At 66.8% G+C, this 19,512-nt stretch carries 21 protein-coding genes; 4 read left to right on the top strand and 17 right to left on the bottom strand.

Going from position 1 to position 19,512, the window contains the following annotated elements; genetic code table 11:
- Positions 1–24: 24 nt before the first annotated feature.
- A complete protein-coding gene (locus AC57BR_RS12405) occupies positions 25–978 on the bottom strand; it encodes a cation diffusion facilitator family transporter (RefSeq protein ID WP_496360941.1) in 954 nt (317 codons plus the stop codon).
- Positions 979–1,209: 231 nt separating this feature from the next.
- Between AC57BR_RS12405 and AC57BR_RS12410 the strand changes: the two genes are divergently transcribed.
- The gene (locus AC57BR_RS12410) at positions 1,210–1,485 is read left to right on the top strand and encodes a GlsB/YeaQ/YmgE family stress response membrane protein (RefSeq protein ID WP_003798714.1); all 276 of its coding nucleotides are present in this window, start codon (positions 1,210–1,212) and stop codon (positions 1,483–1,485) included.
- Between the two features lie 199 nt (positions 1,486–1,684).
- Here the strand turns inward: AC57BR_RS12410 and AC57BR_RS12415 are convergent, their stop codons facing one another.
- The 4 genes from AC57BR_RS12415 to infC form a co-directional block, all read right to left on the bottom strand.
- Positions 1,685–2,581, bottom strand: a complete 897-nt coding sequence (locus AC57BR_RS12415; RefSeq protein WP_496360943.1) for a TrmH family RNA methyltransferase — start codon at positions 2,579–2,581, stop codon at positions 1,685–1,687.
- Between the two features lie 53 nt (positions 2,582–2,634).
- Positions 2,635–3,090, bottom strand: coding sequence for a 50S ribosomal protein L20 (gene rplT, locus AC57BR_RS12420; protein ID WP_003798718.1), 456 nt, complete (start codon positions 3,088–3,090; stop codon positions 2,635–2,637).
- Between the two features lie 118 nt (positions 3,091–3,208).
- Complete coding sequence (gene rpmI / locus AC57BR_RS12425) at positions 3,209–3,403, bottom strand: 50S ribosomal protein L35 (RefSeq protein ID WP_003798720.1); 195 nt, start codon at positions 3,401–3,403, stop codon at positions 3,209–3,211.
- 118 nt (positions 3,404–3,521) lie between these two features.
- Positions 3,522–4,607 (bottom strand): translation initiation factor IF-3, encoded by a 1,086-nt coding sequence (gene infC, locus AC57BR_RS12430; protein ID WP_496360946.1) that lies wholly within the window; start codon positions 4,605–4,607, stop codon positions 3,522–3,524.
- A gap of 381 nt (positions 4,608–4,988) precedes the next feature.
- On the opposite strand from infC, the gene AC57BR_RS12435 reads away from it, so the two are divergent.
- Positions 4,989–5,375 (top strand): DUF1844 domain-containing protein, encoded by a 387-nt coding sequence (locus tag AC57BR_RS12435; protein ID WP_003798723.1) that lies wholly within the window; start codon positions 4,989–4,991, stop codon positions 5,373–5,375.
- A 119-nt stretch (positions 5,376–5,494) separates the two neighbouring features.
- Here AC57BR_RS12435 and AC57BR_RS12440 read toward each other — a convergent pair whose 3' ends face one another.
- The 8 genes from AC57BR_RS12440 to AC57BR_RS12475 all read right to left on the bottom strand — a co-directional run bounded on the left by AC57BR_RS12440 (position 5,495) and on the right by AC57BR_RS12475 (position 11,812).
- The gene (locus tag AC57BR_RS12440; RefSeq protein ID WP_496360949.1) at positions 5,495–6,793 is read right to left on the bottom strand and encodes an MFS transporter; all 1,299 of its coding nucleotides are present in this window, start codon (positions 6,791–6,793) and stop codon (positions 5,495–5,497) included.
- Positions 6,794–6,852: 59 nt separating this feature from the next.
- Positions 6,853–7,764, bottom strand: coding sequence for an SseB family protein (locus tag AC57BR_RS12445; protein ID WP_496360951.1), 912 nt, complete (start codon positions 7,762–7,764; stop codon positions 6,853–6,855).
- A gap of 9 nt (positions 7,765–7,773) precedes the next feature.
- Positions 7,774–8,520, bottom strand: coding sequence for a bifunctional 1-(5-phosphoribosyl)-5-((5-phosphoribosylamino)methylideneamino)imidazole-4-carboxamide isomerase/phosphoribosylanthranilate isomerase PriA (gene priA / locus AC57BR_RS12450; protein WP_496360953.1), 747 nt, complete (start codon positions 8,518–8,520; stop codon positions 7,774–7,776).
- Positions 8,521–8,595: 75 nt separating this feature from the next.
- Positions 8,596–8,754, bottom strand: coding sequence for a CG2302 family histidine operon protein (locus AC57BR_RS12455; RefSeq protein WP_496360955.1), 159 nt, complete (start codon positions 8,752–8,754; stop codon positions 8,596–8,598).
- Positions 8,755–9,492 carry an imidazole glycerol phosphate synthase subunit HisH gene (hisH, locus tag AC57BR_RS12460; RefSeq protein ID WP_496360957.1) on the bottom strand — a complete coding sequence of 246 codons (738 nt, stop codon included), beginning with the start codon at positions 9,490–9,492 and terminating at the stop codon, positions 8,755–8,757.
- Positions 9,489–10,115, bottom strand: a complete 627-nt coding sequence (gene hisB, locus AC57BR_RS12465; RefSeq protein ID WP_496360959.1) for an imidazoleglycerol-phosphate dehydratase HisB — start codon at positions 10,113–10,115, stop codon at positions 9,489–9,491. Before hisB ends, hisH begins: the two co-directional genes overlap by 4 nt.
- A gap of 59 nt (positions 10,116–10,174) precedes the next feature.
- On the bottom strand, positions 10,175–11,293 hold the full coding sequence (locus AC57BR_RS12470) for a histidinol-phosphate transaminase (RefSeq protein ID WP_496360961.1): 1,119 nt from the start codon (positions 11,291–11,293) through the stop codon (positions 10,175–10,177).
- A 66-nt stretch (positions 11,294–11,359) separates the two neighbouring features.
- A complete protein-coding gene (locus tag AC57BR_RS12475; RefSeq protein WP_496360963.1) occupies positions 11,360–11,812 on the bottom strand; it encodes a LysM peptidoglycan-binding domain-containing protein in 453 nt (150 codons plus the stop codon).
- 309 nt (positions 11,813–12,121) lie between these two features.
- Here AC57BR_RS12475 and lexA point away from each other — a divergent pair, with 309 nt between their 5' ends.
- The gene (lexA, locus tag AC57BR_RS12480; protein WP_496360965.1) at positions 12,122–12,868 is read left to right on the top strand and encodes a transcriptional repressor LexA; all 747 of its coding nucleotides are present in this window, start codon (positions 12,122–12,124) and stop codon (positions 12,866–12,868) included.
- 108 nt (positions 12,869–12,976) lie between these two features.
- Here lexA and AC57BR_RS12485 read toward each other — a convergent pair whose 3' ends face one another.
- Both AC57BR_RS12485 and hflX read right to left on the bottom strand, forming a co-directional pair.
- A complete protein-coding gene (locus tag AC57BR_RS12485; protein WP_496360967.1) occupies positions 12,977–15,037 on the bottom strand; it encodes an ATP-dependent DNA helicase in 2,061 nt (686 codons plus the stop codon).
- Complete coding sequence (gene hflX, locus AC57BR_RS12490) at positions 15,030–16,607, bottom strand: GTPase HflX (RefSeq protein WP_496360969.1); 1,578 nt, start codon at positions 16,605–16,607, stop codon at positions 15,030–15,032. The genes AC57BR_RS12485 and hflX overlap by 8 nt, the downstream gene beginning before the upstream one ends.
- A 378-nt stretch (positions 16,608–16,985) precedes the next feature.
- Here hflX and AC57BR_RS12495 point away from each other — a divergent pair, with 378 nt between their 5' ends.
- Complete coding sequence (locus AC57BR_RS12495) at positions 16,986–17,600, top strand: class I SAM-dependent methyltransferase (protein ID WP_496360971.1); 615 nt, start codon at positions 16,986–16,988, stop codon at positions 17,598–17,600.
- Here AC57BR_RS12495 and dapF read toward each other — a convergent pair.
- Together dapF and AC57BR_RS12505 are read right to left on the bottom strand one after the other, a co-directional pair.
- Entirely contained in the window at positions 17,581–18,525 is a 945-nt protein-coding gene (gene dapF, locus AC57BR_RS12500; protein ID WP_496360973.1) for a diaminopimelate epimerase, read from the bottom strand. The genes AC57BR_RS12495 and dapF overlap by 20 nt on opposite strands.
- Positions 18,522–19,493, bottom strand: coding sequence for a DMT family transporter (locus tag AC57BR_RS12505; protein ID WP_496360975.1), 972 nt, complete (start codon positions 19,491–19,493; stop codon positions 18,522–18,524). Before AC57BR_RS12505 ends, dapF begins: the two co-directional genes overlap by 4 nt.
- Positions 19,494–19,512 lie beyond the last annotated feature (19 nt).

A 19,512-nucleotide genomic window follows, 5' to 3' on the forward strand; every position in this document is an offset into this window, starting at 1 on the left:
GGTCAGCGGCCCCCGGGCAAGCAGCTAGGCTCCCGGGTCGCCCGCAAGGGCGGGCCCGCTGGCCACCTGCGCACGGCGGATGTCGGGCTCCAGGTAGATGACCCGCGCGATGGGAACTGCCGAGCGGATCCGGGATTCGGCGTCGTCGATGGCCCTGGCAATATCCAGCCCGGAATCACCTGCCTCCACGCTGATCTTGGCGGCCACGAGCAGCTCCTCCGGGCCAAGGTGCAGGGTCTTGAGGTGGATGATGGCGGTGCCGTCCGCCTCGATGGCGCGCCGGATGCGTCCGACGTCGTCCTTGGTTGCCGACTCCCCCAGCAGCAGCGACTTGGTCTCCATCGCCAAAATAACGGCAATGGCTACCAGCAGCAGGCCGATCATGCCAGTCCCGATCCCGTCCCAGATGCCGTCACCGGTCAGCAGGGTCAGCCCCACGCCGAACAGGGCGAAGACCAGGCCCAGCAGGGCACCGAAGTCCTCGAGCAGGATCACCGGAAGCTCGGGCTGCTTGGCGGTCCGCACGAAGCTGATCCAACCCTGGCTGCCGCGGATGTGGTTGGCTTCGATGATGGCCGTCCGGAACGAGAATCCCTCGGCGATGATGGCACCCACCAGCACGGCCAGGGGCACCCACCAGAAGTCACCTTCAATCCCGTGCGGGTGCTGGATCTTTTCCCATGCCTCATACAGGGCAAACAGGCCGCCGACGCTGAAGAGCACGATGGAAACGATGAACGCATAAATGTACCGCTCGCGTCCGTAGCCGAAGGGGTGTTCCGGGCTGGCTGCCCGTTGGGCGCGCTTCCCGCCCACCAGCAGCAGGACCTGGTTGCCCGAGTCGGCGACAGAGTGGATGGCCTCAGCCAGCATGGATGAGGAGCGTGTCAGCAGGAACGCGACGAACTTCAGGACGGCGATGGTCAGGTTGGCGGCCAGCGCCGCAACAATCGCCTTGGTACCGCCATTTGCAGCCAAGGGAGGCTCACCTCTTCACGTGGGTATTTCAACGGATGGGACAGGGCGGCATGGAACCGCCGTCTAGTAAATACCGTACCCGCCCGGCCCGGACAGGACACCGCACACCGCCTTCGGGCGCCGCGAAAAAGCCAAAACTAAGCCTGCTGACAAAGAAACGCAGGCTGTGTTAGCTTGAAGCCATATCGGGACTGATAAGAATCGATCCCGACGAATATGAAGGAGCAGACAATGGGTTTTCTTGCTTGGATTATTCTCGGCCTGATCGTAGGCGCAATTGTTAAAGCCGTTATGCCCGGCAGGGTCGGCGGCGGCTGGGTCACCAGCCTGGTTCTGGGCGTCGTTGGCGCCATCGTCGGCGGCTGGATCGGCAGCCTTCTCTTCGGCAAGGGTGACCTGGCGTTCTTCGACCTCGGCACCTGGATCCTCGCCATCATCGGCGGTCTCGTAGTCGCTGGTATCTACGGCGCAATCACCGGCCGCAGCCACAGCACCCGGGCACCGTAACAGTCACGGATCACAGGTACTGGTCCTCAGTAGGCCCAGTACCACAACAGACAAGACAGACAGGAGCGGGGGTCCACCGGACGGTGGGCCCCCGCTCCTATTTGTATCATCGCCAACGCTGTCCACGATTGGAGTTTTTGTACAGTTGTCGCGAGCAAGAGCGCCTTCTGCGGCCAATATCTGTACAAAAACTAACGCCCTAGGCGGGCTGCTGGGACCTCGCACTCGCGTAGAGGCAGACCGTGGCGGCCGTGCCAAGGTTGAGGCTCTCGGCGGCGCCATACACAGGCACGGCCACCCGGTGGTCCGCCAGGGCAAGCTCGTCCTCGGAGAGCCCCTGGGCTTCGTTGCCGAAAAGCCAGGCCGTGGGGTTCTCCAATGCGTAGTCCGAGCCGGCGGTTGATGCGCCAAGCCGGCGTGCGGCGTTCTCGTCCTGCAGACGGTCAAGGTTCAGCTGCCCGTAGCCGTCCGCCGCAAGCACGCCGATCCCCCGGCCCTTGCACAGCGCCACCAGCTCGTTGACGTCGGCGCCCAGGACAACGGGCAAGTGGAAAAGGGAGCCGGCGGTCGAACGGACCGCCTTGGGATTGTAGATGTCCACGCTGGAACCGGTCAGGACCACGGCGTCGGCACCGGCTGCGTCTGCGGCCCGAAGCACCGTTCCGGCGTTGCCGGGATCGCGGACCTGGCAGAGCACGGCAATCAGCCGCGGACCGGCGTCGAGAACGTCCGCCAGGGCGACGTCAACGAAATCACACACCGCAACAATCCCCTGCGGGGTGACAGTGTCCGCCATGGCGGCCAGGACGTCCTCTGTGGCGAGCCGGGCGCTGGTTTCTACGGCCAGTTCCTCAAACTCGGGGTACCGGTCCAGGCAGGCTTCGCTGGCATACACCTCGCGGACTATGCCGGGCTGGCCCACGGCGATCCGCTTGCCGTGAAGCACCAGGGCCTCACGGACCGCCTGCGGGCCTTCGGCCAGGAACTGCCGGCGCTTTAAACGCGCCGGGCGCCCTGCAAGCTTTGCCACGTCCCTGACCCGATCTGCTCGGGGGTTGGAGAGTGGAAAGTCTTGCGGGCGCCCGGTTTCGTTCATATAAGAAACCTTAGTGGCTGTTGCCACCGGTCCTTGAACTGGGTGTTGCCTGCTTACTCAGCAGCTGCAGCAGCCGGCTTCTTCGCAGCGCGTGCGCGGGTAGCCTTGGCCTTCGGTGCAGCTTCGGCCTTGGCGGCCGGGGCGGAGGTGTCTGCAGGCAGGGAGTCCTTGGCAACCTGGACCAGCGCAGCGAAAGCGTTGGCGTCGGAGACGGCGAGCTCGGCCAGCATGCGGCGGTCAACCTCGACCTCAGCGGCCTTCAGGCCCTGGATCAGGCGGTTGTAGGTCAGGCCGTTGGCGCGGGATGCAGCGTTGATGCGCTGGATCCACAGGCGGCGGAAGTCGCCCTTCTTCTTCTTACGGTCACCGTAGCTGTACACAAACGAGTGCAGCAGCTGTTCTTTTGCCTTGCGGTACAGGCGTGAGCGCTGCCCACGGTAGCCTTTGGCGCGTTCGAGGATAACCCGGCGCTTCTTGTGGGCGTTTACCGCCCGCTTCACACGTGCCACGTGCGTACTCCTTCAAAAATCTGATCCCAAGCATCTACTGCCGGTAACCCGGCCGGCCTGAGAAGGCTTATTGGTAGTTGACTGGTGCCAGGTGGCAGTCAGTCAGAGTGCTTGGAAATTAGATGCCGAGCATCTTCCGGATGACCTTGGCGTCGCCCTTGAAGACGATCTTGTCGCCGGCAAGGCGGCGGGTCAGGCGGCTGGACTTGTGCTCCAGGTAGTGGCGGCGGTTGGCCTGCTGGCGGCGCAGCTTGCCGGTGCCGGTCAGCTTGAAGCGCTTCTTAGCACCACTGTGGGTTTTCATCTTCGGCATGGGAACCGATCTCCTAACGTATCCGCAGACCATGTCTGCAGTCTTTCGCGCAGCCGCCCCTGGGGACAGCGTGCTGGTTGCTGGCTGCCTGAAGGGGATGCCTTCCGCAGTTTTCGAACTAGTTGGTCTTCTTGCCTGCCGGCTTCGGCGTGGGCCGGGGTGCGGCAGGACGAGCCACCGGCTTCGGCGCGGCGGGCCTGGCCACCGGCTTGGGCGGGGAAGGAACAGCCGCAGGCTTCGGCGCTGCCGGGGCAGGCGTTTCGGCCTCTGCCGTCTTGGTAGCAGCAGGCGCCGCGGCCTTCGGTGCAGCAGGCGCAGCCTTTGGTGCCTCGGCCCGGGGTGCCTCGCGCTTGGGCTCGGCCACCTTGGCAGCCTTCGGAGCTTCCGCAGCCTTGGGTGCTTCAGCAGCCTTGGGTGCTTCCGCAGCCTTCGGTGCTTCCGCTGCCTTGGGTGCTTCCGCGGCGGGAGCTTCGTCAGCCTTGGGTGCTTCCGCGGCAGGAGCTTCGGCAGCAGGCGCTGCTTCAACCGGAGCCGAAGGCGCTTCCACGGCGGCTTCCGGAGCGGCCGTTGCCTCCGCGGAAACCTGGAAGCCTTCCGGCAGAAGGTCGGCGAGCGACTGCGTCAGCGGGGCCTGATCGTCACCAGAGGTGTCGACTCGGCCGGCTGCCTTGGCCTCGTTCTGGGCCTTGGCCTCAGCACGCTGCGTAGCGCGGCGGGCTTCGGCCTTCGCCTCGGCCTTGTTCTTCAGCGGACCGATAACCATGACCATGTTGCGGCCGTCGATGCGCGGGCTTGACTCCACGACACCAACTTCAGCCACGTCCTCAGCGAAACGCTGAAGGAGGCGCAGGCCCATTTCGGGACGCTGCTGCTCACGGCCGCGGAACTGGATCATGGCCTTGACCTTGTCCCCGGCTCCGAGGAAGCGAAGGGCGTGGCCGCGCTTGGTCTCGTAGTCGTGGGTGTCGATCTTCAGGCGGAACCGGATTTCCTTCAGAACCGTGTTGGTCTGGTTCTTCCGGGCCTCACGGGCCTTGACTGCGGCTTCGTACTTGTACTTGCCGAAGTCCATCAGCTTGCACACCGGAGGCTTGGCCTGCGGTGCAACTTCAACGAGATCCAGGTCGGACTCGGCAGCCAGACGCAGGGCATCCTCGATACGGACGATCCCTACCTGTTCGCCGGCAGGGCCGACCAGCCGCACCTCTGGGACGCGGATACGCTCATTGATTCTTGGCTCGCTAATGTTAAAGCTCCTGTGTTTGTAATGGGTGTTCCACCGGCAAAATAGAGAAGGCCCCCAATTGCCGGAGCAATCGAAGGCCTCGAAGATCGGATGTGCTCCCCCGCAGGGACTGCACGCACTTCACCGGACTCATGCCCGGTGAACCGCCCGACCGTTACCCGGCAACCTTGCTGCCCTGAACCTTCCAGGGAAAACGGCTGACGCGGGTGGGAGAGAACTCCGCTTGCAAACTGAGTATCAATTCTACAGAAAGATACCCGCTCACCGCACGTTCGCGGCAGTGGGTCTCATACACGGCAAAATAACGACATCCAGTCGGTCTGTGACAAGCTTACCAGTATGAGCACTCCAGACAGCAATTCACACGTCTACCAGGCGCCCGGCGCCGGGGACGACGTCACGCAGCAGATCCGCGACATCTCCGAAGTTCCGGCGATCGAGGTCATCACCACCGCGGCCGTGCACCTCATGAGCGCCTCCGCTGTGAAGCTCGGCCTGGCCGCCGAGGAGAACGCCGCTGAGCTCAAGGACCTGGATGAGGCCCGCAAGCTCATCACCGCCCTCGCCGGCCTGGTGACGGCTGCCGCCCCGGAGATCGGTTCACAGCACGCCGGTCCGTTGCGCGACGGCCTGCGGTCCCTGCAGCTCGCCTTCCGCGAAGAGTCCATCATTCCGGATCCCCCGGGCAAGGGTCCCGGTGAGAAATTCACCGGTGCAGTGAACTAAAGATTGAACTTCGACGGCGGCGGGCCGGCTCTTCGGGGCCGGCCCGCCGCCGTTTTTGCCCTCTGGGGCACTTCCCCCAGGAGTCCTTCCCACCGAAGCCCCAACGAAAGCCGGGACCGTCAGGATGCGGCGGCGCGGCGGCGGCGCTGCTGCAGGACGAGCCCCACGACGCAAAGCAGCACCCCTGCCACTCCGACGGACACGAAGCCTCCCGCGGCGCCAATGCTGTCGATGAAAAGGCCGGCCAGCGGTGCCCCCAGTGCCACGCCGGCGGTCAGCGCGGACCCGTACCAGCCCATGGCCTCGCCCCGCCTGGCCTCGTCGACGAGTTCGGCCACCTTCTCGGAGGCTGCCGAAAGGACCGGAGCACAGAGGAGCCCCGGAAGCAACGACAACAGGCTGAGAGTCAGTGTGTCGGTGGCAAAGCCCATGGGAATGGTCAGGGCAGCCATGCCCAGCAGCAGGAGGATCGGTGACACGGGCCGGTGCATGGCCCCGTAGACAAGGCCCCCCACCACCGAGGCGGCGCACCAGAAGAGGAACACAACGCCGATCTCGCCCTGGCGGCCGCCGGTCTCCAGCGCAGCCACGATTCCCACATCGGTGCCGCTGAGCACCATGCCGGCGCCGGCGGCAACGGCGAACACCGCGGCTACCGCTGCGGTGAACCAGCCGAAGCTGTGCGCCACCCTGCGCCTCAGGACTGCCCGCCGCCTGCTACCCGCAGCCGCGGGACCGAGTTCAGCCGCAGCTTCCTGCAGATGTGCGGGGGCGGCGGCCACAACGGCTACCTCGGCGGCTTCCTGCTCGTCCGCCTCACAGGATTCGTTGCGGACAGCAGTGCGGGTGGGCGGGTTGAACCACATCAGGAAGAGTCCGGCCAGCGACGTCGAGACGCCGACGGCGGTCAGCCCCAGCACGGAATGGCCGCTCGTGGCCACAACAGCACCCGCGGCCGGGCCGATCATGAACACCAGCTCGGTGCTCACTGCGTCCAGCGCGAACGCGGTCCTGCGCTGGTCCCCGTCCGCCAGAACCCCCAGGGACTGCCGCACCACGCTGAAAATGGGAAGCGTCAGCAGGCCGCCGACAAACACGAGGGGCAGCAGCCACTGGTAGGAGACGTGCGGCACGACTGACCAGATGACGGTTTCCGAAATCACGGAAGGTATCAGCGCCGTCCGCAGCCCCACCGTATCCACCCGGCGGCCCCGCCAAGGTGCCCCGAGTGCGATCCCGATGGTCATCACGGCCGCCGCGGTTCCCGCGGCCGCGTACCCCTCACCGAGGGTCAGGACGATGTGCAGGGTCAGCAGGACGCCCGCCGCCGAATGGGGAATGCGGGCAATCATGCCGACCGCCAGGAGCCGGCGGATGGGCCGAACGGCCAGCAGCTCCCGGTACAGGCTGAAATTCACAGGTGTGTCCTCAGTTCCGCCGCCGGACAGCGCCGGAACGGACCCGACCGGGCCGGCGGCTACTGCGCGGCGCGCCTTAGCTTGACTTCGATCGAATCAACGCGCTCACCAAACAATACATTCCGGCTCCACTCGGCCCGGAGGCCGGCGACGAGGGCCTGGACCGCGGCTGCATCAAGTCCGTCCTCCAGATAGAGCACCACCCGCAGTTCCGGTCCGGCTCCGCCGCCATCGACCATGCTGCCCGAGGCCGTGGTGGTGGCCACTCCGCCGCCGGGAAGGACCTCGAGGCCGCGGACTGCGGGTTTGCCGTCCGCTCCGGCGCGCAGCACCGCGGCCAGCTCGGTGTCCAGGTAGGCCGGAACCCACTGCCGCTGCTGCGCGAGGGCCCAGACACCGGGGCGCCGGACCACGAAGGTCACTTCGGAACCGGGGTCCACGACCAGCAGCTCGGCGCCTTCGGAGACGGCGGACAGGGCTGCCCTCGCGGCGTAGACGGCCACTGGCCGCGCTTCCGGGTGCCAGGCCGCCAGGGCTGCCGCCGAGGTGAACACGGGCATGGCGAGCCGCCCGTCGGGCGCCTTGAGCGTTACCAGCGCCATGTCGGCCTGCTTGTCAGCGTGCACGCCATGCGCGCCCTCGGCTTCCTCCGCCAGCTGCGCGACCACCGGGACAAAGACACGGGCGGTGGCCAGCGAGGCAACCACCGCGGCCTCGTCGCCGTCGCCCGCAACAAGGGCAGAGACGGCGGTGAGATAGCCGGCGTCGGCCGTGCCGTCGTCGTCCTCGAAGTTGTGGATCTTGGCGTCGTCCCCGGCAAGGCTGCGCCCGGCCCAGGGCTGTCCCGCCGAATCGGTGGCGCCACCTGCCCCGGCAAGGGCGGCCTCGATGTGACCGGGCAGCCGGCGTACCGGCGGCAGGTCCGCGCCCGGTACGCCGCCGTCCGCGGAGTGGCGCTGGTGCTCGGTCACGGCGATGCCTTAGCGGCGGCCGGCGGCGTCGAGGGCTTCGGGCAGGGTGAAGGCACCGGCGTACAGGGCCTTGCCAACAATCGCGCCTTCGACGCCGAGCGGCACCAGGGAGCGCAGGACCCTCAGGTCGTCGAGGCTGGAAATGCCGCCGGACGCCACCACGGGCTTGCCGGTCTTTTCCACCATCTGCCGCAGGAGTTCAACGTTCGGCCCCTGCAGCGTGCCGTCCTTCGTCACGTCGGTAACGACGTAGCGTGCGCAGCCGGCCTCTTCGAGGCGGCCCAGCACGTCCCACAGGTCCCCGCCTTCCTTGGTCCAGCCGCGGCCGGCGAGAGTGGTTCCCCGGACGTCCAGGCCGACGGCGATCCGGTCACCGAAGCGGTCGATGGCCCGCGCGGTCCAGTCCGGGTTCTCCAGGGCGGCGGTACCGAGGTTCACCCGGGCGACACCCAGGTCCAGCGCCTTTTCCAGGGATTCATCGTCCCGGAGCCCGCCGGAGAGCTCGACCTTGATGTCCAGCCGGCCCACCACTTCGCGCAGCAGGTCCGCGTTTGAGCCGCGTCCGAAGGCAGCGTCCAGATCCACCAGGTGGACCCATTCCGCGCCCTGCTGCTGCCAGTTGAGCGCCGCCTCCAGCGGCGTTCCGTAGCTTGTCTCGCTGCCGGCCTCGCCCTGGACCAGCCGGACGGCCTGGCCGTTGACGACGTCGACGGCGGGAAGCAGTTCAAGTACCGGCAGCTCGTTTTGGCTGGTCATTAGGGGTCCTCAGTTCTTGTAGGCGCTGGTTCCCGTGCGCGGCGGCTTCTGCGGCGCACACGGCGGGTTCATTGGTTATTTGCCGGGAAGGGTCAGCAGATAGGCGGCCAGCAGCGACATGGCGGCCAACACGTAGAAGCCGATCTGGATCCAGAGCGGCTTGCCCTGCTGCCTGAAGGACAGCCCACCGCCCACCAGGAGGCCGGCCAGTCCCATCAGGAGAATTGACCACATTTAGGCGTCCGCCGCCGGCCGGGAATGCGGCCCGCGGAGCCCGTCAACCCAGTTCTTGAGCAGCCGGGCGCCGGCGTCACCGGACTTTTCCGGGTGGAACTGGGTGGCGCAGAGCGGGCCGTTCTCCACGGCGGCGATGAAGGGACCACCGTGCTCCGACCACGTGACCAGGGGCGGCGCCATCCGGGGCTGGATCACCTCGAAGTCCCAGTTCTGGACGCCGTAGGAGTGCACGAAGTAGAACCGCTCAGCTTCGACGCCCTCGAACAGCCTGGAGCCTTCCGGAACCTTGACGGTGTTCCACCCCATGTGCGGCACCACCTCGGCGGGGAGGAGCTCCACCTTGCCGGGCCACTCCCCCATGCCTTCGGCTTCGGTGCCGTGTTCGACGCCGGCTTCGAAGAGCACCTGGAGGCCGACGCAGATGCCGAGGACCGGACGTCCGCCGGCAACGCGGCGGCCGATCATCCGGATGCCGTCAACGGCCTTGAGCTCGCGCATGACCGTTTCGAAGGCGCCAACGCCGGGAACGACCAGCCCGTCGGCGTTCAGCACGTCCTCGGGCTTGGAGCTCAGGATGACCTCGGCGCCGGCGCGTTCCAGGGCACGCACGGCAGAACGGACGTTGCCGGAGCCGTAGTCCAGGACGGTCACGGTGGGCTTGCCCTCCGGGGAAGCCGGCTTCAGCGTTGCCGACGGATCGATGATCGCGCCCTCGCGCAGTACTTTGCCGGTCACAGTGCCCCCTTGGTGGACGGAATGCCTTCGACGCGGGGATCCGGCTCGACGGCTGCACGGAGGGCCCGCGCGAATGCCTTGAACTGGGCTTCCACGATGTGGTGCGGGTCGCGGCCGGCGATGACGTTCATGTGCAGGCAGATGCCGGCGTGCAGCGTGATGGCCTCGAAGACGTGCCGGGTCAGCGAGCCCGTGAAGTGGCCGCCGATCAGGTGGTACTCCTGCCCGGCGGGCTCGCCGCCGTGCACCAGGTAGGGCCGGCCGGAGACGTCAACGACGGCGTGGGCCAGGGCCTCATCCAGCGGCACGGTGGCCTCACCGAAGCGGCGGATCCCGGCCTTGTTGCCCAGAGCGGTGCGCAGCACCTCGCCGAACGTGATGGCAACGTCCTCGACGGTGTGGTGGACGTCAATGTGGATGTCGCCGGTGGCCTTGACGGTCATGTCGATGAGTGAGTGCTTGCACAGCGCCGTCAGCATGTGGTCGTAGAACGGGACCGACGTGCTGATGTCCGACACTCCGGTACCGTCGAGGTTGATCTCCACCAGCACGGAAGATTCGCTGGTGGCGCGCTCCATGCGGGCAGTCCGTGCCTCGGCAGCCTTGATTCCGGTGTCGCTCATGGTGATAGATGTCCTTTGACGAAGGATGGGGGCGGACCTGACCTGGTCCATGTTCAAGTTTAGGCCGGAAGTGCGGCCTGCCGGGCCAGGATGCCTTCCAGCGCTTCCAGGAAGGCTGTGGTTTCCGTCTCAGTACCGGCGGTGACCCGCAAGTGGCCGGCGATGCCGACGTCCCGGACAAGCACCCCTGCGTCCAGCAGTCCCTGCCAGACCTCATGGGGGTTCTCCAGCCCGCCGAAGAAGACGTAGTTGGAGTCGGATGCCGCGGGCCGCAGCCCCATCCGCGTCAGCTCCGCGACAATCCGGTCGCGCTGCCGCTTGATGTCCTCGACATCCGCCATGAGCGCCTCGCGGTGCTGCAGAGCCGCGAGGGCGGTTGCCTGCGTGACGGCCGACAGGTGGTAGGGCAGGCGCACGAGCCGGAGGGCGTCGGTCACCTCCGGGGCCGCGGCCATGTAACCGAGGCGGGCGCCGGCGAGAGCGAACGCCTTGCTCATGGTCCGGGACACGATGAGCCGCTCCCGGCCGGGCAGCAGGGTCAGAGCGCTGGGGGTCCCGTCGTGCGCAAACTCGTGATACGCCTCGTCCACGACGACGACCGCCTGGCTGGCCTCGCCCGCCTCGTAGACGGCCTCCACCACGTCCAGGCCCAGGCCGGTGCCGGTGGGGTTGTTGGGCGAGCACAGGAAGACAATGCTGGGCTGGAGTTCGCGCACCTGGCTTGCGGCCGACTCGGCGCTGAGGCCGTAGTCATCGGCACGCTTGCCGGCGATGTAGGCGGTGTCCGTGCCGCTGGCGAGGAGCGGGTACATGGAGTACGTCGGCGGGAAACTCAGGAGCGAACGGCCCGGGCCGCCGAAGGCCTGGAGGATCTGTTGAAGAACCTCGTTGGAGCCGTTGGCTGCCCAGAGATTGTCCGCGCTCAGCCCGTGGCCGAGGTACTCAGCCAGGGCTTCCCGGAGTTCAGTGAATTCGCGGTCGGGGTACCGGTTGAGTCCGGTGGCGGCCTCGCTTACGGCCGCGGTGATGGCCGCCCGCACGTCGGCGGGCACGCCATGCGTGTTCTCGTTGACGTTGAGCAGGATCGGAACGTCAAGCTGCGGGGCGCCGTAAGGGGACAGCCCCCTCAGGTTGGTCCGCAGGGGCAGTCGGTTCAGTCGCTCAAGCTGGTCAGTCACCTAGACAGTTTAAGTAACCCGGAGGGCCGGCCGGAAACTGTGACGGCCCCGGCGCCCAGAAACCGCCTATTTGTTCGGCACAAACAACTGCTGGCCGGGCATGACCTTCCCTGCCTGGAGGTCGTTGAGCTGGACAATGTCCGCAATCACGTCCCGGGGGTCGCGGCCGGGGTCGACTTTTCCGGCGATGGCCCAGAGTGACTCACCGGGCTGCACCGTGACAGAAACGGTGGGCGTGACGGTCAGGCCGCTGGCGCTGTCTGCAGCCTTGGCCGGCGAGTTCAGGAGCCCCGCCAGGGACAGGATCACGGCGGCAAGCAGAACAAGCGGCAGGCCGATCAGGACGACCCGGCCGCGGCGGGTGAGGCGAAGGCGCGGCGGCTTGCCTGGCCGGGACGCCGCACGGGACTGGGACACCGCACGCAGTTGGGTCACCGCCCGCTGATGAGACACCGCGCCGCGGCGGGAATCCGCAGACGGGAATGCTGTTGAAGCCTGCACTGCTGTTGAAGCTGACATGGCGTGAGCCCTCCTGGACCAAGTTGTACTGCCTCGTGTTCGAACGGACAGTTCGAACACCGGGCTGACGAGCCGCCCCCACTAGAACACATGTTCGAACTTTGCTTTTCCTAGTTTTAGCACCTATCAACGAATTAAGTCGAGACTCGCTAGAACAAATGTTTGAAAAAGCCCTATGGCTGGCCTACGTTGGAAAACACAGAACAACCACATCTGCAGTTGATCAGCAGGGTCTGACATTTTTCAGGCCGGAAGTTCCCGGCCACTGCAGCTACCGCGGCCGGGAGGAACGGAAAGGCGTTGGCGAACATGGCAGCACAGGCCTCTGACGGCAAGGCTCCCCAGCGCAGCCCGCGGTCTCAGCGGACCCCCAAGGGACTGACACTCCGTCAGAAGAAGATCCTGGAAACCATCCAGCGTTCGGTCAATGAAAACGGCTACCCGCCGTCGATGCGGGAAATCGGCGACACCGTCGGCCTGGCCAGCCTGTCCAGCGTGACCCATCAGCTCTCCCAGCTGGAAAAGCTTGGCTACCTTCGGCGTGACCCCAAGCGTCCGCGCGCCATGGAGGTGCTGATGCCACTCACCCTGGATGCGGGGACGGCGAAATCCGGCGGCACGGACAAGGCCCCGGCCATGGGCGCTGCAGGCGCTTCCGTGTCCGAACTGCCCAGCGCGATGGACACCGCAATGGTGCCGTTGGTCGGCCGGATCGCGGCCGGCGGCCCCATCCTCGCGGACCAGATGGTGGAGGAGCTGATGCCGCTGCCCCGCCAACTGGTGGGCCACGGCGAACTGTTCATGCTTAGGGTCGCAGGCGACTCCATGGTGGACGCCGCCATCTGCGACGGCGACTGGGTGGTGGTCCGGCGGCAGAGCGACGCGGTCAACGGCGACATCGTCGCGGCGCTGCTCGACGACGAAGCCACAGTCAAGACATTCCGGCAGCGCGACGGCCACACCTGGCTCCTGCCGCAGAACACCCAGTACGAACCCATCCTCGGCGACCACGCGGTTGTCATGGGCAAGGTGGTTTCCGTACTCCGCTCGCTGTAGCCTCCGGGGCCGGCAGCCGCCGGGCTTCCTCCCCGGAAACATCGCTCAGGGAGCGGAAACGTCGTTCAGGGAGCCTTACGCCCCGGGCAGCAGTGGCCCGGGGCTTCCTCACGTCTGTGCGCCGGCGAGCCTTTCCAGTGCCGCGACGGCGGTCTTCCGGTCGGTCGTTGGCCAGAACGGCGGAAGGGCGGCCCGCAGGAACCCGCCGTAGCGCTCTGTGGAAAGCCTGGAGTCCAGCACCGCCACCACGCCCTTGTCATTCGTGGACCGGATGAGCCGTCCGGCCCCCTGGGCGAGCCTGATGGCCGCGTGCGTGGCGGATACGGACATGAAGCCGTTGCCGCCGGCCTGGGCAACGGCCCGGGACCGCGCGGTCATCAGCGGGTCGTCCGGCCGCGGGAAGGGAATCCGGTCAATGACCACCAGGCGGCAGGACCCGCCCGGCACGTCGACCCCCTGCCACAGTGACATCGTGCCGAACAGGCAGGTATCGGGCTCGTCAGCAAACTGCTTCACAAGGGCCGTCATGGTGGATTCGCCCTGGCAAAGAATGCTGACATCCAGCCGCGTGCGCAGGGCGTCCGCGGCTTCCTCGGCCGCCCTCCGTGAGGAGAACAGACACAGCGCACCCCCGCCCGAGGCGCGGATGAGAGACTCGAGTTCGTCCAGCGCCTCCGGCGACGTGCCGCGGCCCGGTTTCGGCAGGTGCCCCGCTACATAGAGGATTCCCTGCCTGGGGTAGTCGAAGGGCGAACCTACGTCGACGCCGGTCCAGCTCGGCGCACCGTCCCCGACCAGGCCCAATCCGCCAGCCGCGGGTTCGAAGGCAGAGCCGATGGCCAGAGTGGCCGACGTCAGCACCACTGTATGCCCGGCGAACAGCCCTTCCCGGAGCCGGCCAGCGACGCTCAGCGGGGCGATGTTGACCAGCGCCGGGGCGGTCTCGTCCGGCGCGGAGTAGCCCTGCTGGGGATCAAACGTGCTGTTCCGGGAGAACCAGACCACCTCGCGGTTTTCCCGGGCGGCGATGAGCCGTTCGCAAAGCTCCAGAATCACCAGCAGGCGGGAGCGCGCGAGCTGCCGCCCGCCGTCGGCCGTTGTATTGCTGTCCCCCTTGGAATCCGACAGCGCCGCCCGGCAGGCCTCACGAAGCTGGTCAACACAGTCCAGCTGCTCGTCGTTCAGGCCGTTGGGCAGCAGGCCGCTGGGAACGCCGGCGAGAGCCACCTCGAGGTTGGCGGCCGCTGTGTTGAGCGCGTCAACGGTAATGCCGGTGTGCTTGCGTGCGCCGGACGCTGCGGCGTGGACCATGGCCACCGACAGCTGCCCCGAAACCGCACCGGTTACCCGGTCCTGGAGTTCGTGGGCCTCGTCCACCACCACGACGTCGTACTCCGGCAGCACCGCCAGGCCTTCGAAGGCACTGACGGCCAGCATGGCGTGGTTGGTCACCACGACGTCGGCTTCCGTGGCGTTATGGCGGGCAAGCTCACTGAAGCACTCTTCGGCGAGGGGGCACTTCTGCGAGCCGAGGCATTCCATGGACGTGACGGACACCTGCCGCCAGGCCCGGTCCGTGACGCCGGGAAGCAGCTCGTCACGGTCGCCGGTCGTGGTCTGCTCCGCCCATTCGCGGAGCCGGACCACCTCCTTGCCGAGCTGCGACGAGGGGCCGCCTACCGCCGCGGCGAAGTGCGGGACGCTGGTGTCCTCGCCGAGCGAGAAGAGCTGGCCCTCCGATGGTTCCTCGGAGGGAAAGCCGCCCTCGAGCTTGTGCCTGCAGACGTAGTTGGCGCGGCCCTTGACCAGCGCAATCTTCACAGGCCGGTCGAGTGCCGGTTTGAGGCTTTCCAGGAGCCGGGGAAGGTCCCTGCCCACGATCTGCGTCTGCAGGGCGAGGGTGGCAGTGGACACGAGGGCAGGCTTGTTGCTCTCCAGCGAGTGCGCGATGAGCGGGACCAGATAAGCCAGCGACTTGCCGGTTCCGGTGCCGGCCTGCACCAGCAGGTGGTCGCCCGTTTCTATTGCGCGCGCCACCTGCCGGGCCATCTCATGCTGGCCACTGCGGCTTTGGCCGCCCATGCCCGCCACGGCACGGTCGAGCAGGTCAAGCACATGCTGCTCGCCGGCCGTGGCCGCGGCACCGGCGGCTGCCGCCCCGTCAGTCATCGGTGCTGAAGGATTCCAGTTCAGCCGCGAGGCCTTCCCGGACCATGACCACGGCGCGGGTGCCGCCCTCTTCGTGATCCAGGCTCAGGATCTCCGCGTCAGAGTCGTGGAGCTTGCTGATCAGATCGCCGCGGTGGTACGGGACGAGCAGCCGCATCTTGACGTTCGGCCGCGGGATGGCCTCGCTGATGGCCTTGAGCAGCTCGGCAATGCCCTCCCCCGTGCGTGCCGAAACCACCACATGCCGCGGTTCGCGCTGCTTGAGCCGCTCCACCACAAAGGGGTCGGCGGCGTCCGCCTTGTTCAGGACGATGATCTCGGGCACTTTGCGGGCGTCCACCTCGGCGAACACCGAGCGCACGGCGGCAATCTGGCCTTCGGGGTCGGGGTGGGACACGTCCACGACGTGCAGGATCAGGTCTGCATCCGCCACTTCCTCCAGGGTGGAGCGGAAGGCCTCCACCAGCTGGGTGGGAAGGGACCGGACGAAGCCCACGGTATCGGCCAGCGTGTAGCCGACGCCGTCTGAGGTCTCGGCCTTGCGGACGGTGGGGTCCAGGGTGGCGAACAGGGCATTCTCCACCAGTACGCCGGCGTCGGTAAGGCGGTTCAGCAGCGAGGACTTCCCGGCGTTGGTGTATCCGGCGATGGCCACTGACGGGACTTCATTACGACGGCGGTTGGCCCGTTTGGTCTCCCGTGCCGGCTTCATCGCGGCGATTTCGCGCCGCAGCTTGGCCATCCGGGTGCGGATCCTGCGCCGGTCCAGTTCGATCTTGGTTTCACCGGGACCGCGCGAGCCCATGCCGGCGCCTGCGCCGCCCACCTGGCCACCGGCCTGGCGGGACATGGATTCACCCCAGCCGCGGAGGCGCGGGAGGAGGTATTCGAGCTGTGCCAGCTCCACCTGGGCCTTGCCTTCGCGGCTCTTGGCGTGCTGGGCGAAGATGTCGAGGATCAGGGCCGTGCGGTCGATGACCTTCACCTTGACGATGTCTTCAAGGCCGCGCCGCTGGGACGGGGCGAGCTCGGCATCCACCACAACGGTGTCCGCGCCGGTGGACATCACAACGTCCTTGAGCTCCAAAGCCTTGCCTGCTCCGAGGAACGTGCCGGGGTCCGGCTTGGCGCGGCGCTGGACCAGTCCGTCGAGGACCTCCGAGCCCGCTGTTTCCGCCAGCGCGGCGAGTTCGCGCAACGAGTTTTCGGCGTCAGCCAGCGTGCCTTCGCTCCAGAGGCCGGCGAGAACCACGCGTTCCAGGCGCAGCTGCCGGTATTCGACTTCGGTGACGTCTTCGAGTTCGGTGGACAGCCCGGCCGTGCGCCGCAGTGCCCGGCGTTCCTCGAGGTCCTGCTGGTCGCCGTCGAACGTGCTGTGCTCTTCGGCGAGCTGTGAGATGGCCTGCGCTTTGCCCAGGACACCCTTGCTGTCGGCGCGGCCACCGTCGGCTGCCGCTGCGTTCCTGGCCGGGACGTCCTTGGCGAGAATCCGGTCGATGACAGCCTGGATCTCCTCGGGACTCATGTCCTGGGCGGCTGGCTCGGATCCGGAATTTTGCTGATTGGTCATGGTCTCCTTTGAAGGTTCTGCATCTTCAGAATAGTGCTGATTGCCGCCCTTGGCAGCGGTATTCGCGCTGGGCTGACTGCGAGGGGTCATGGAGGTGCTCCTGACATGCCGGCAGCGGACACGCTGGGCCGGCGGGAAGTGGACTGATCGAGTGCTGCTTGGGCTGCGCGGTGTTTAAAGCTGCGCTCCGGCGGAAGGCGGTAAACCTGCATCGCATCGGAAGGAGCCCCGGGCCGGTACCGGCGGCTGAAGGCCGCGGGCAAAAAGCCGGCTACTCAAAAATCAGGAACATGCGTCCAAGGATAGCAGATCACCGGTACCGCTTTCGCACCCGGCCGGTTTCCCATCAGGCGGGGCGGCCCACTAATCTGGCCAGTTATGGAGTCTGCCCACTATTTCAGCGCCTCACCCGCGGGCCCGTTCACCCGCAAGCCCCTCACTGTTGAACTGGCCGGTGAGACGCGGAAGCTGCAGACCTCGTCGGGCATCTTCAGCCCGGACGGGATCGACAAGGGGACGGCCATCCTGCTGGCCGAGGTTCCTGCTCCCGCCCCGCAGGGAAACTTGCTCGACATCGGCTGCGGCTGGGGACCCATCGCTCTGACCATGGCGCTGCGGGCACCGCACGCGCAGGTGTACGCCGTGGACGTCAACGAGCGCTGCATCGCGCTTACCAACGGGAACGCCGAGCTGCTTGGGCTGGGCAACGTCGTGGCCAGCACGCCGGGGGACGTGAATCCGGAACTCCGCTTCGACACCATCTGGTCCAATCCACCGATCCGGATTGGCAAGGACGAACTCCACTCACTCCTGCTGCTGTGGCTGCCGAGGCTGTCGCCCGGCGGTTCCGCCTGGCTGGTGGTGCAGAAGAACCTGGGCTCGGATTCGCTTCAGCGCTGGCTGGCGGAGGCGCTGGACGACTCCTTCACGGTGACCCGGGAAAACACGTCCAAGTCCTTTAGGATCCTGCGGGTCAGGAAAGCGTCCCGGTAGCAACGATCGTTGCCGGGCCGCTCAGTTCGACGTGCTCGCGGCCACCGGCGACAGTGAAGAACTTAACGCCCACGACGCCGCCCGGCACCTTCACCTGCCAGGCGTCCGGGGCGCCCTGCCCGGCCCAGTGCCGGATGGCCACGGCCGCAGCACACGCTCCGGTGCCGCAGGACTGTGTTTCACCGACGCCGCGTTCGTGGACCCGCATGGTCACGGTGCCCACGCCGTCGTGCACCAGCGGCTCTGCCGGAACAACGAATTCGACGTTGGTGCCGTTGGCGGGGGTGGGATCGACGTGCGGCGCTGTGAAGAGCCGGGTGTCCCGGAGTTCGGACAGTTCGGCCAGGGCGACGACCGTGTGGGGGTTGCCCATGCTGACGGACAGCGCCGGCCGGGGCACCTCGAGTCCGTCGGCGCTGACAAGCGAATCCATGGCCCGGGCCGCTGCCTCGTCCGGGAAGATGAACTCCCAAGGGCCCATGTCGACGGCGTAGCCGTCACCGGTGCGGACAATGGTCTTGACTCCCCCGCGGGTGCCGATGGTCAGCGAGCCGCCGGCAGGCAGGTCAGCCAGGCCTTCGGCCAGGAGGAAGTGGACGAACACCCGGACGCCGTTGCCGCACATTTCCGACAGGGAACCGTCGCCGTTGCGGTAATCCATGAACCATTCGGCATCGGGGTTTTCGGCAAGAACCTGCCGGCCTTCATCCAGGAGCCGGGACGGGACAGCACGGATGAGGCCGTCACCACCGATGCCGCGGTGGCGGTCGCACAGCTGGGCGACCTGTTCCGGCGAGATGGCGTGCACGCCCTCAGGATCAGCGACGAGGACGAAGTCGTTGCCTGTTCCATGGCCCTTGGAGAACCGCAGTCCGCTCAGTGTGGTGGCGGCGGGCCGGGCTGCTTCTGCAAGGGTTTCATTCATGGTTCAAGGTTACCCGTCCGCCGGCGGCGCCAGAAAAACGGCTTGGCTCCGCCTCGCAGACCGCGGGCGCTGGTCAGGAGGATGCCGGCGATGACAGTCACCCCGCCTGCTATCTGGGCAAAGGTGCAGGGATGCCCTGAGAGGATTGTGAACAAGGCTGTAAAGACGGTGATGAGGTTAAGGAATACCCCGGCGTTGCCGGCGGGGATGACTGTCAGGGCGCGGTTCCACAGCAGGTAGGACAGCACAGACGGGAAAAGGGCAATGAAGGCCAAGGAAATGATGGCACCCTGCGTCGTTGGCAGGGCTGGACCGCCGGCAGCCAGGCTGAATGGTGTGAGAACAACGATGGTGATCGAAGCCTGGATGGCAGTGGCGGTAATTGGAGGCAGGGGCGGAGCCAGCCGCCCGGTGATCGTATAGGCGGACCAAGCCGCAATGGCCCCGATCATGAACAGTTCACCCGTCCCGAAGCCAGCCTGCAGCAGCTTGCCCAGGTCGCCGTTACTGAGGACAAGGAGCACCCCGGCCAATGCGACCAGGACACCGCCAACTGCCCTGCGGGTCAGGCGTTCCCTGAGGAACGCGGCAGCGGCCAACGTGATGAGTGCCGGGTTGAACGCATTGATGAGGGAAGCGTTGAATGCGTCCGTGTGCTCGAGGGCTGTGTACAGAAGCAGGTTGTAACCCAGCAGCCCGAACACACTAAGCGCGACCAGCCACGGCCACGCTGCCAGCACCTGGCGCCATTGCGGGCGCTCGGCCATCTGGGCGATAGCCAGCAGCGGAACCACGGCGCCCAACCAGCGCAGCAGGACGAGGCTGAGGGGGTCGATGCTCTCGACCGCGCCGGCTCCAACAATGTAGTTGCCGGCCCAGAACAGCGTCGCGCCCAACAGCGAGGCGACGGCAACAGTGAGGGTCCGCCGCGAGGTGCGCTGTGGCGTGCTGGCAACTGCGAGGGGCATAAGAGTCTTTCTTCCAGTG

Source organism: Arthrobacter sp. BGA-UO-ETr-C19 (assembly GCF_059568005.1).

Excerpts from the sequence above, each read along its gene's own strand:
- AC57BR_RS12410 (WP_003798714.1), top strand. The coding sequence starts at position 1,210 with ATGGGTTTTCTTGCTTGGATTATTCTCGGCCTGATCGTAGGCGCAATT.
- AC57BR_RS12415 (WP_496360943.1), bottom strand. The coding sequence starts at position 2,581 with ATGAACGAAACCGGGCGCCCGCAAGACTTTCCACTCTCCAACCCCCGA.
- rpmI (WP_003798720.1), bottom strand. The coding sequence starts at position 3,403 with ATGCCGAAGATGAAAACCCACAGTGGTGCTAAGAAGCGCTTCAAGCTG.
- AC57BR_RS12435 (WP_003798723.1), top strand. The coding sequence starts at position 4,989 with ATGAGCACTCCAGACAGCAATTCACACGTCTACCAGGCGCCCGGCGCC.
- priA (WP_496360953.1), bottom strand. The coding sequence starts at position 8,520 with ATGACCAGCCAAAACGAGCTGCCGGTACTTGAACTGCTTCCCGCCGTC.
- AC57BR_RS12455 (WP_496360955.1), bottom strand. The coding sequence starts at position 8,754 with ATGTGGTCAATTCTCCTGATGGGACTGGCCGGCCTCCTGGTGGGCGGT.
- hisB (WP_496360959.1), bottom strand. The coding sequence starts at position 10,115 with ATGAGCGACACCGGAATCAAGGCTGCCGAGGCACGGACTGCCCGCATG.
- AC57BR_RS12475 (WP_496360963.1), bottom strand. The coding sequence starts at position 11,812 with ATGTCAGCTTCAACAGCAGTGCAGGCTTCAACAGCATTCCCGTCTGCG.
- lexA (WP_496360965.1), top strand. The coding sequence starts at position 12,122 with ATGGCAGCACAGGCCTCTGACGGCAAGGCTCCCCAGCGCAGCCCGCGG.
- AC57BR_RS12485 (WP_496360967.1), bottom strand. The coding sequence starts at position 15,037 with ATGACTGACGGGGCGGCAGCCGCCGGTGCCGCGGCCACGGCCGGCGAG.
- hflX (WP_496360969.1), bottom strand. The coding sequence starts at position 16,607 with ATGACCAATCAGCAAAATTCCGGATCCGAGCCAGCCGCCCAGGACATG.
- AC57BR_RS12495 (WP_496360971.1), top strand. The coding sequence starts at position 16,986 with ATGGAGTCTGCCCACTATTTCAGCGCCTCACCCGCGGGCCCGTTCACC.
- dapF (WP_496360973.1), bottom strand. The coding sequence starts at position 18,525 with ATGAATGAAACCCTTGCAGAAGCAGCCCGGCCCGCCGCCACCACACTG.
- AC57BR_RS12505 (WP_496360975.1), bottom strand. The coding sequence starts at position 19,493 with ATGCCCCTCGCAGTTGCCAGCACGCCACAGCGCACCTCGCGGCGGACC.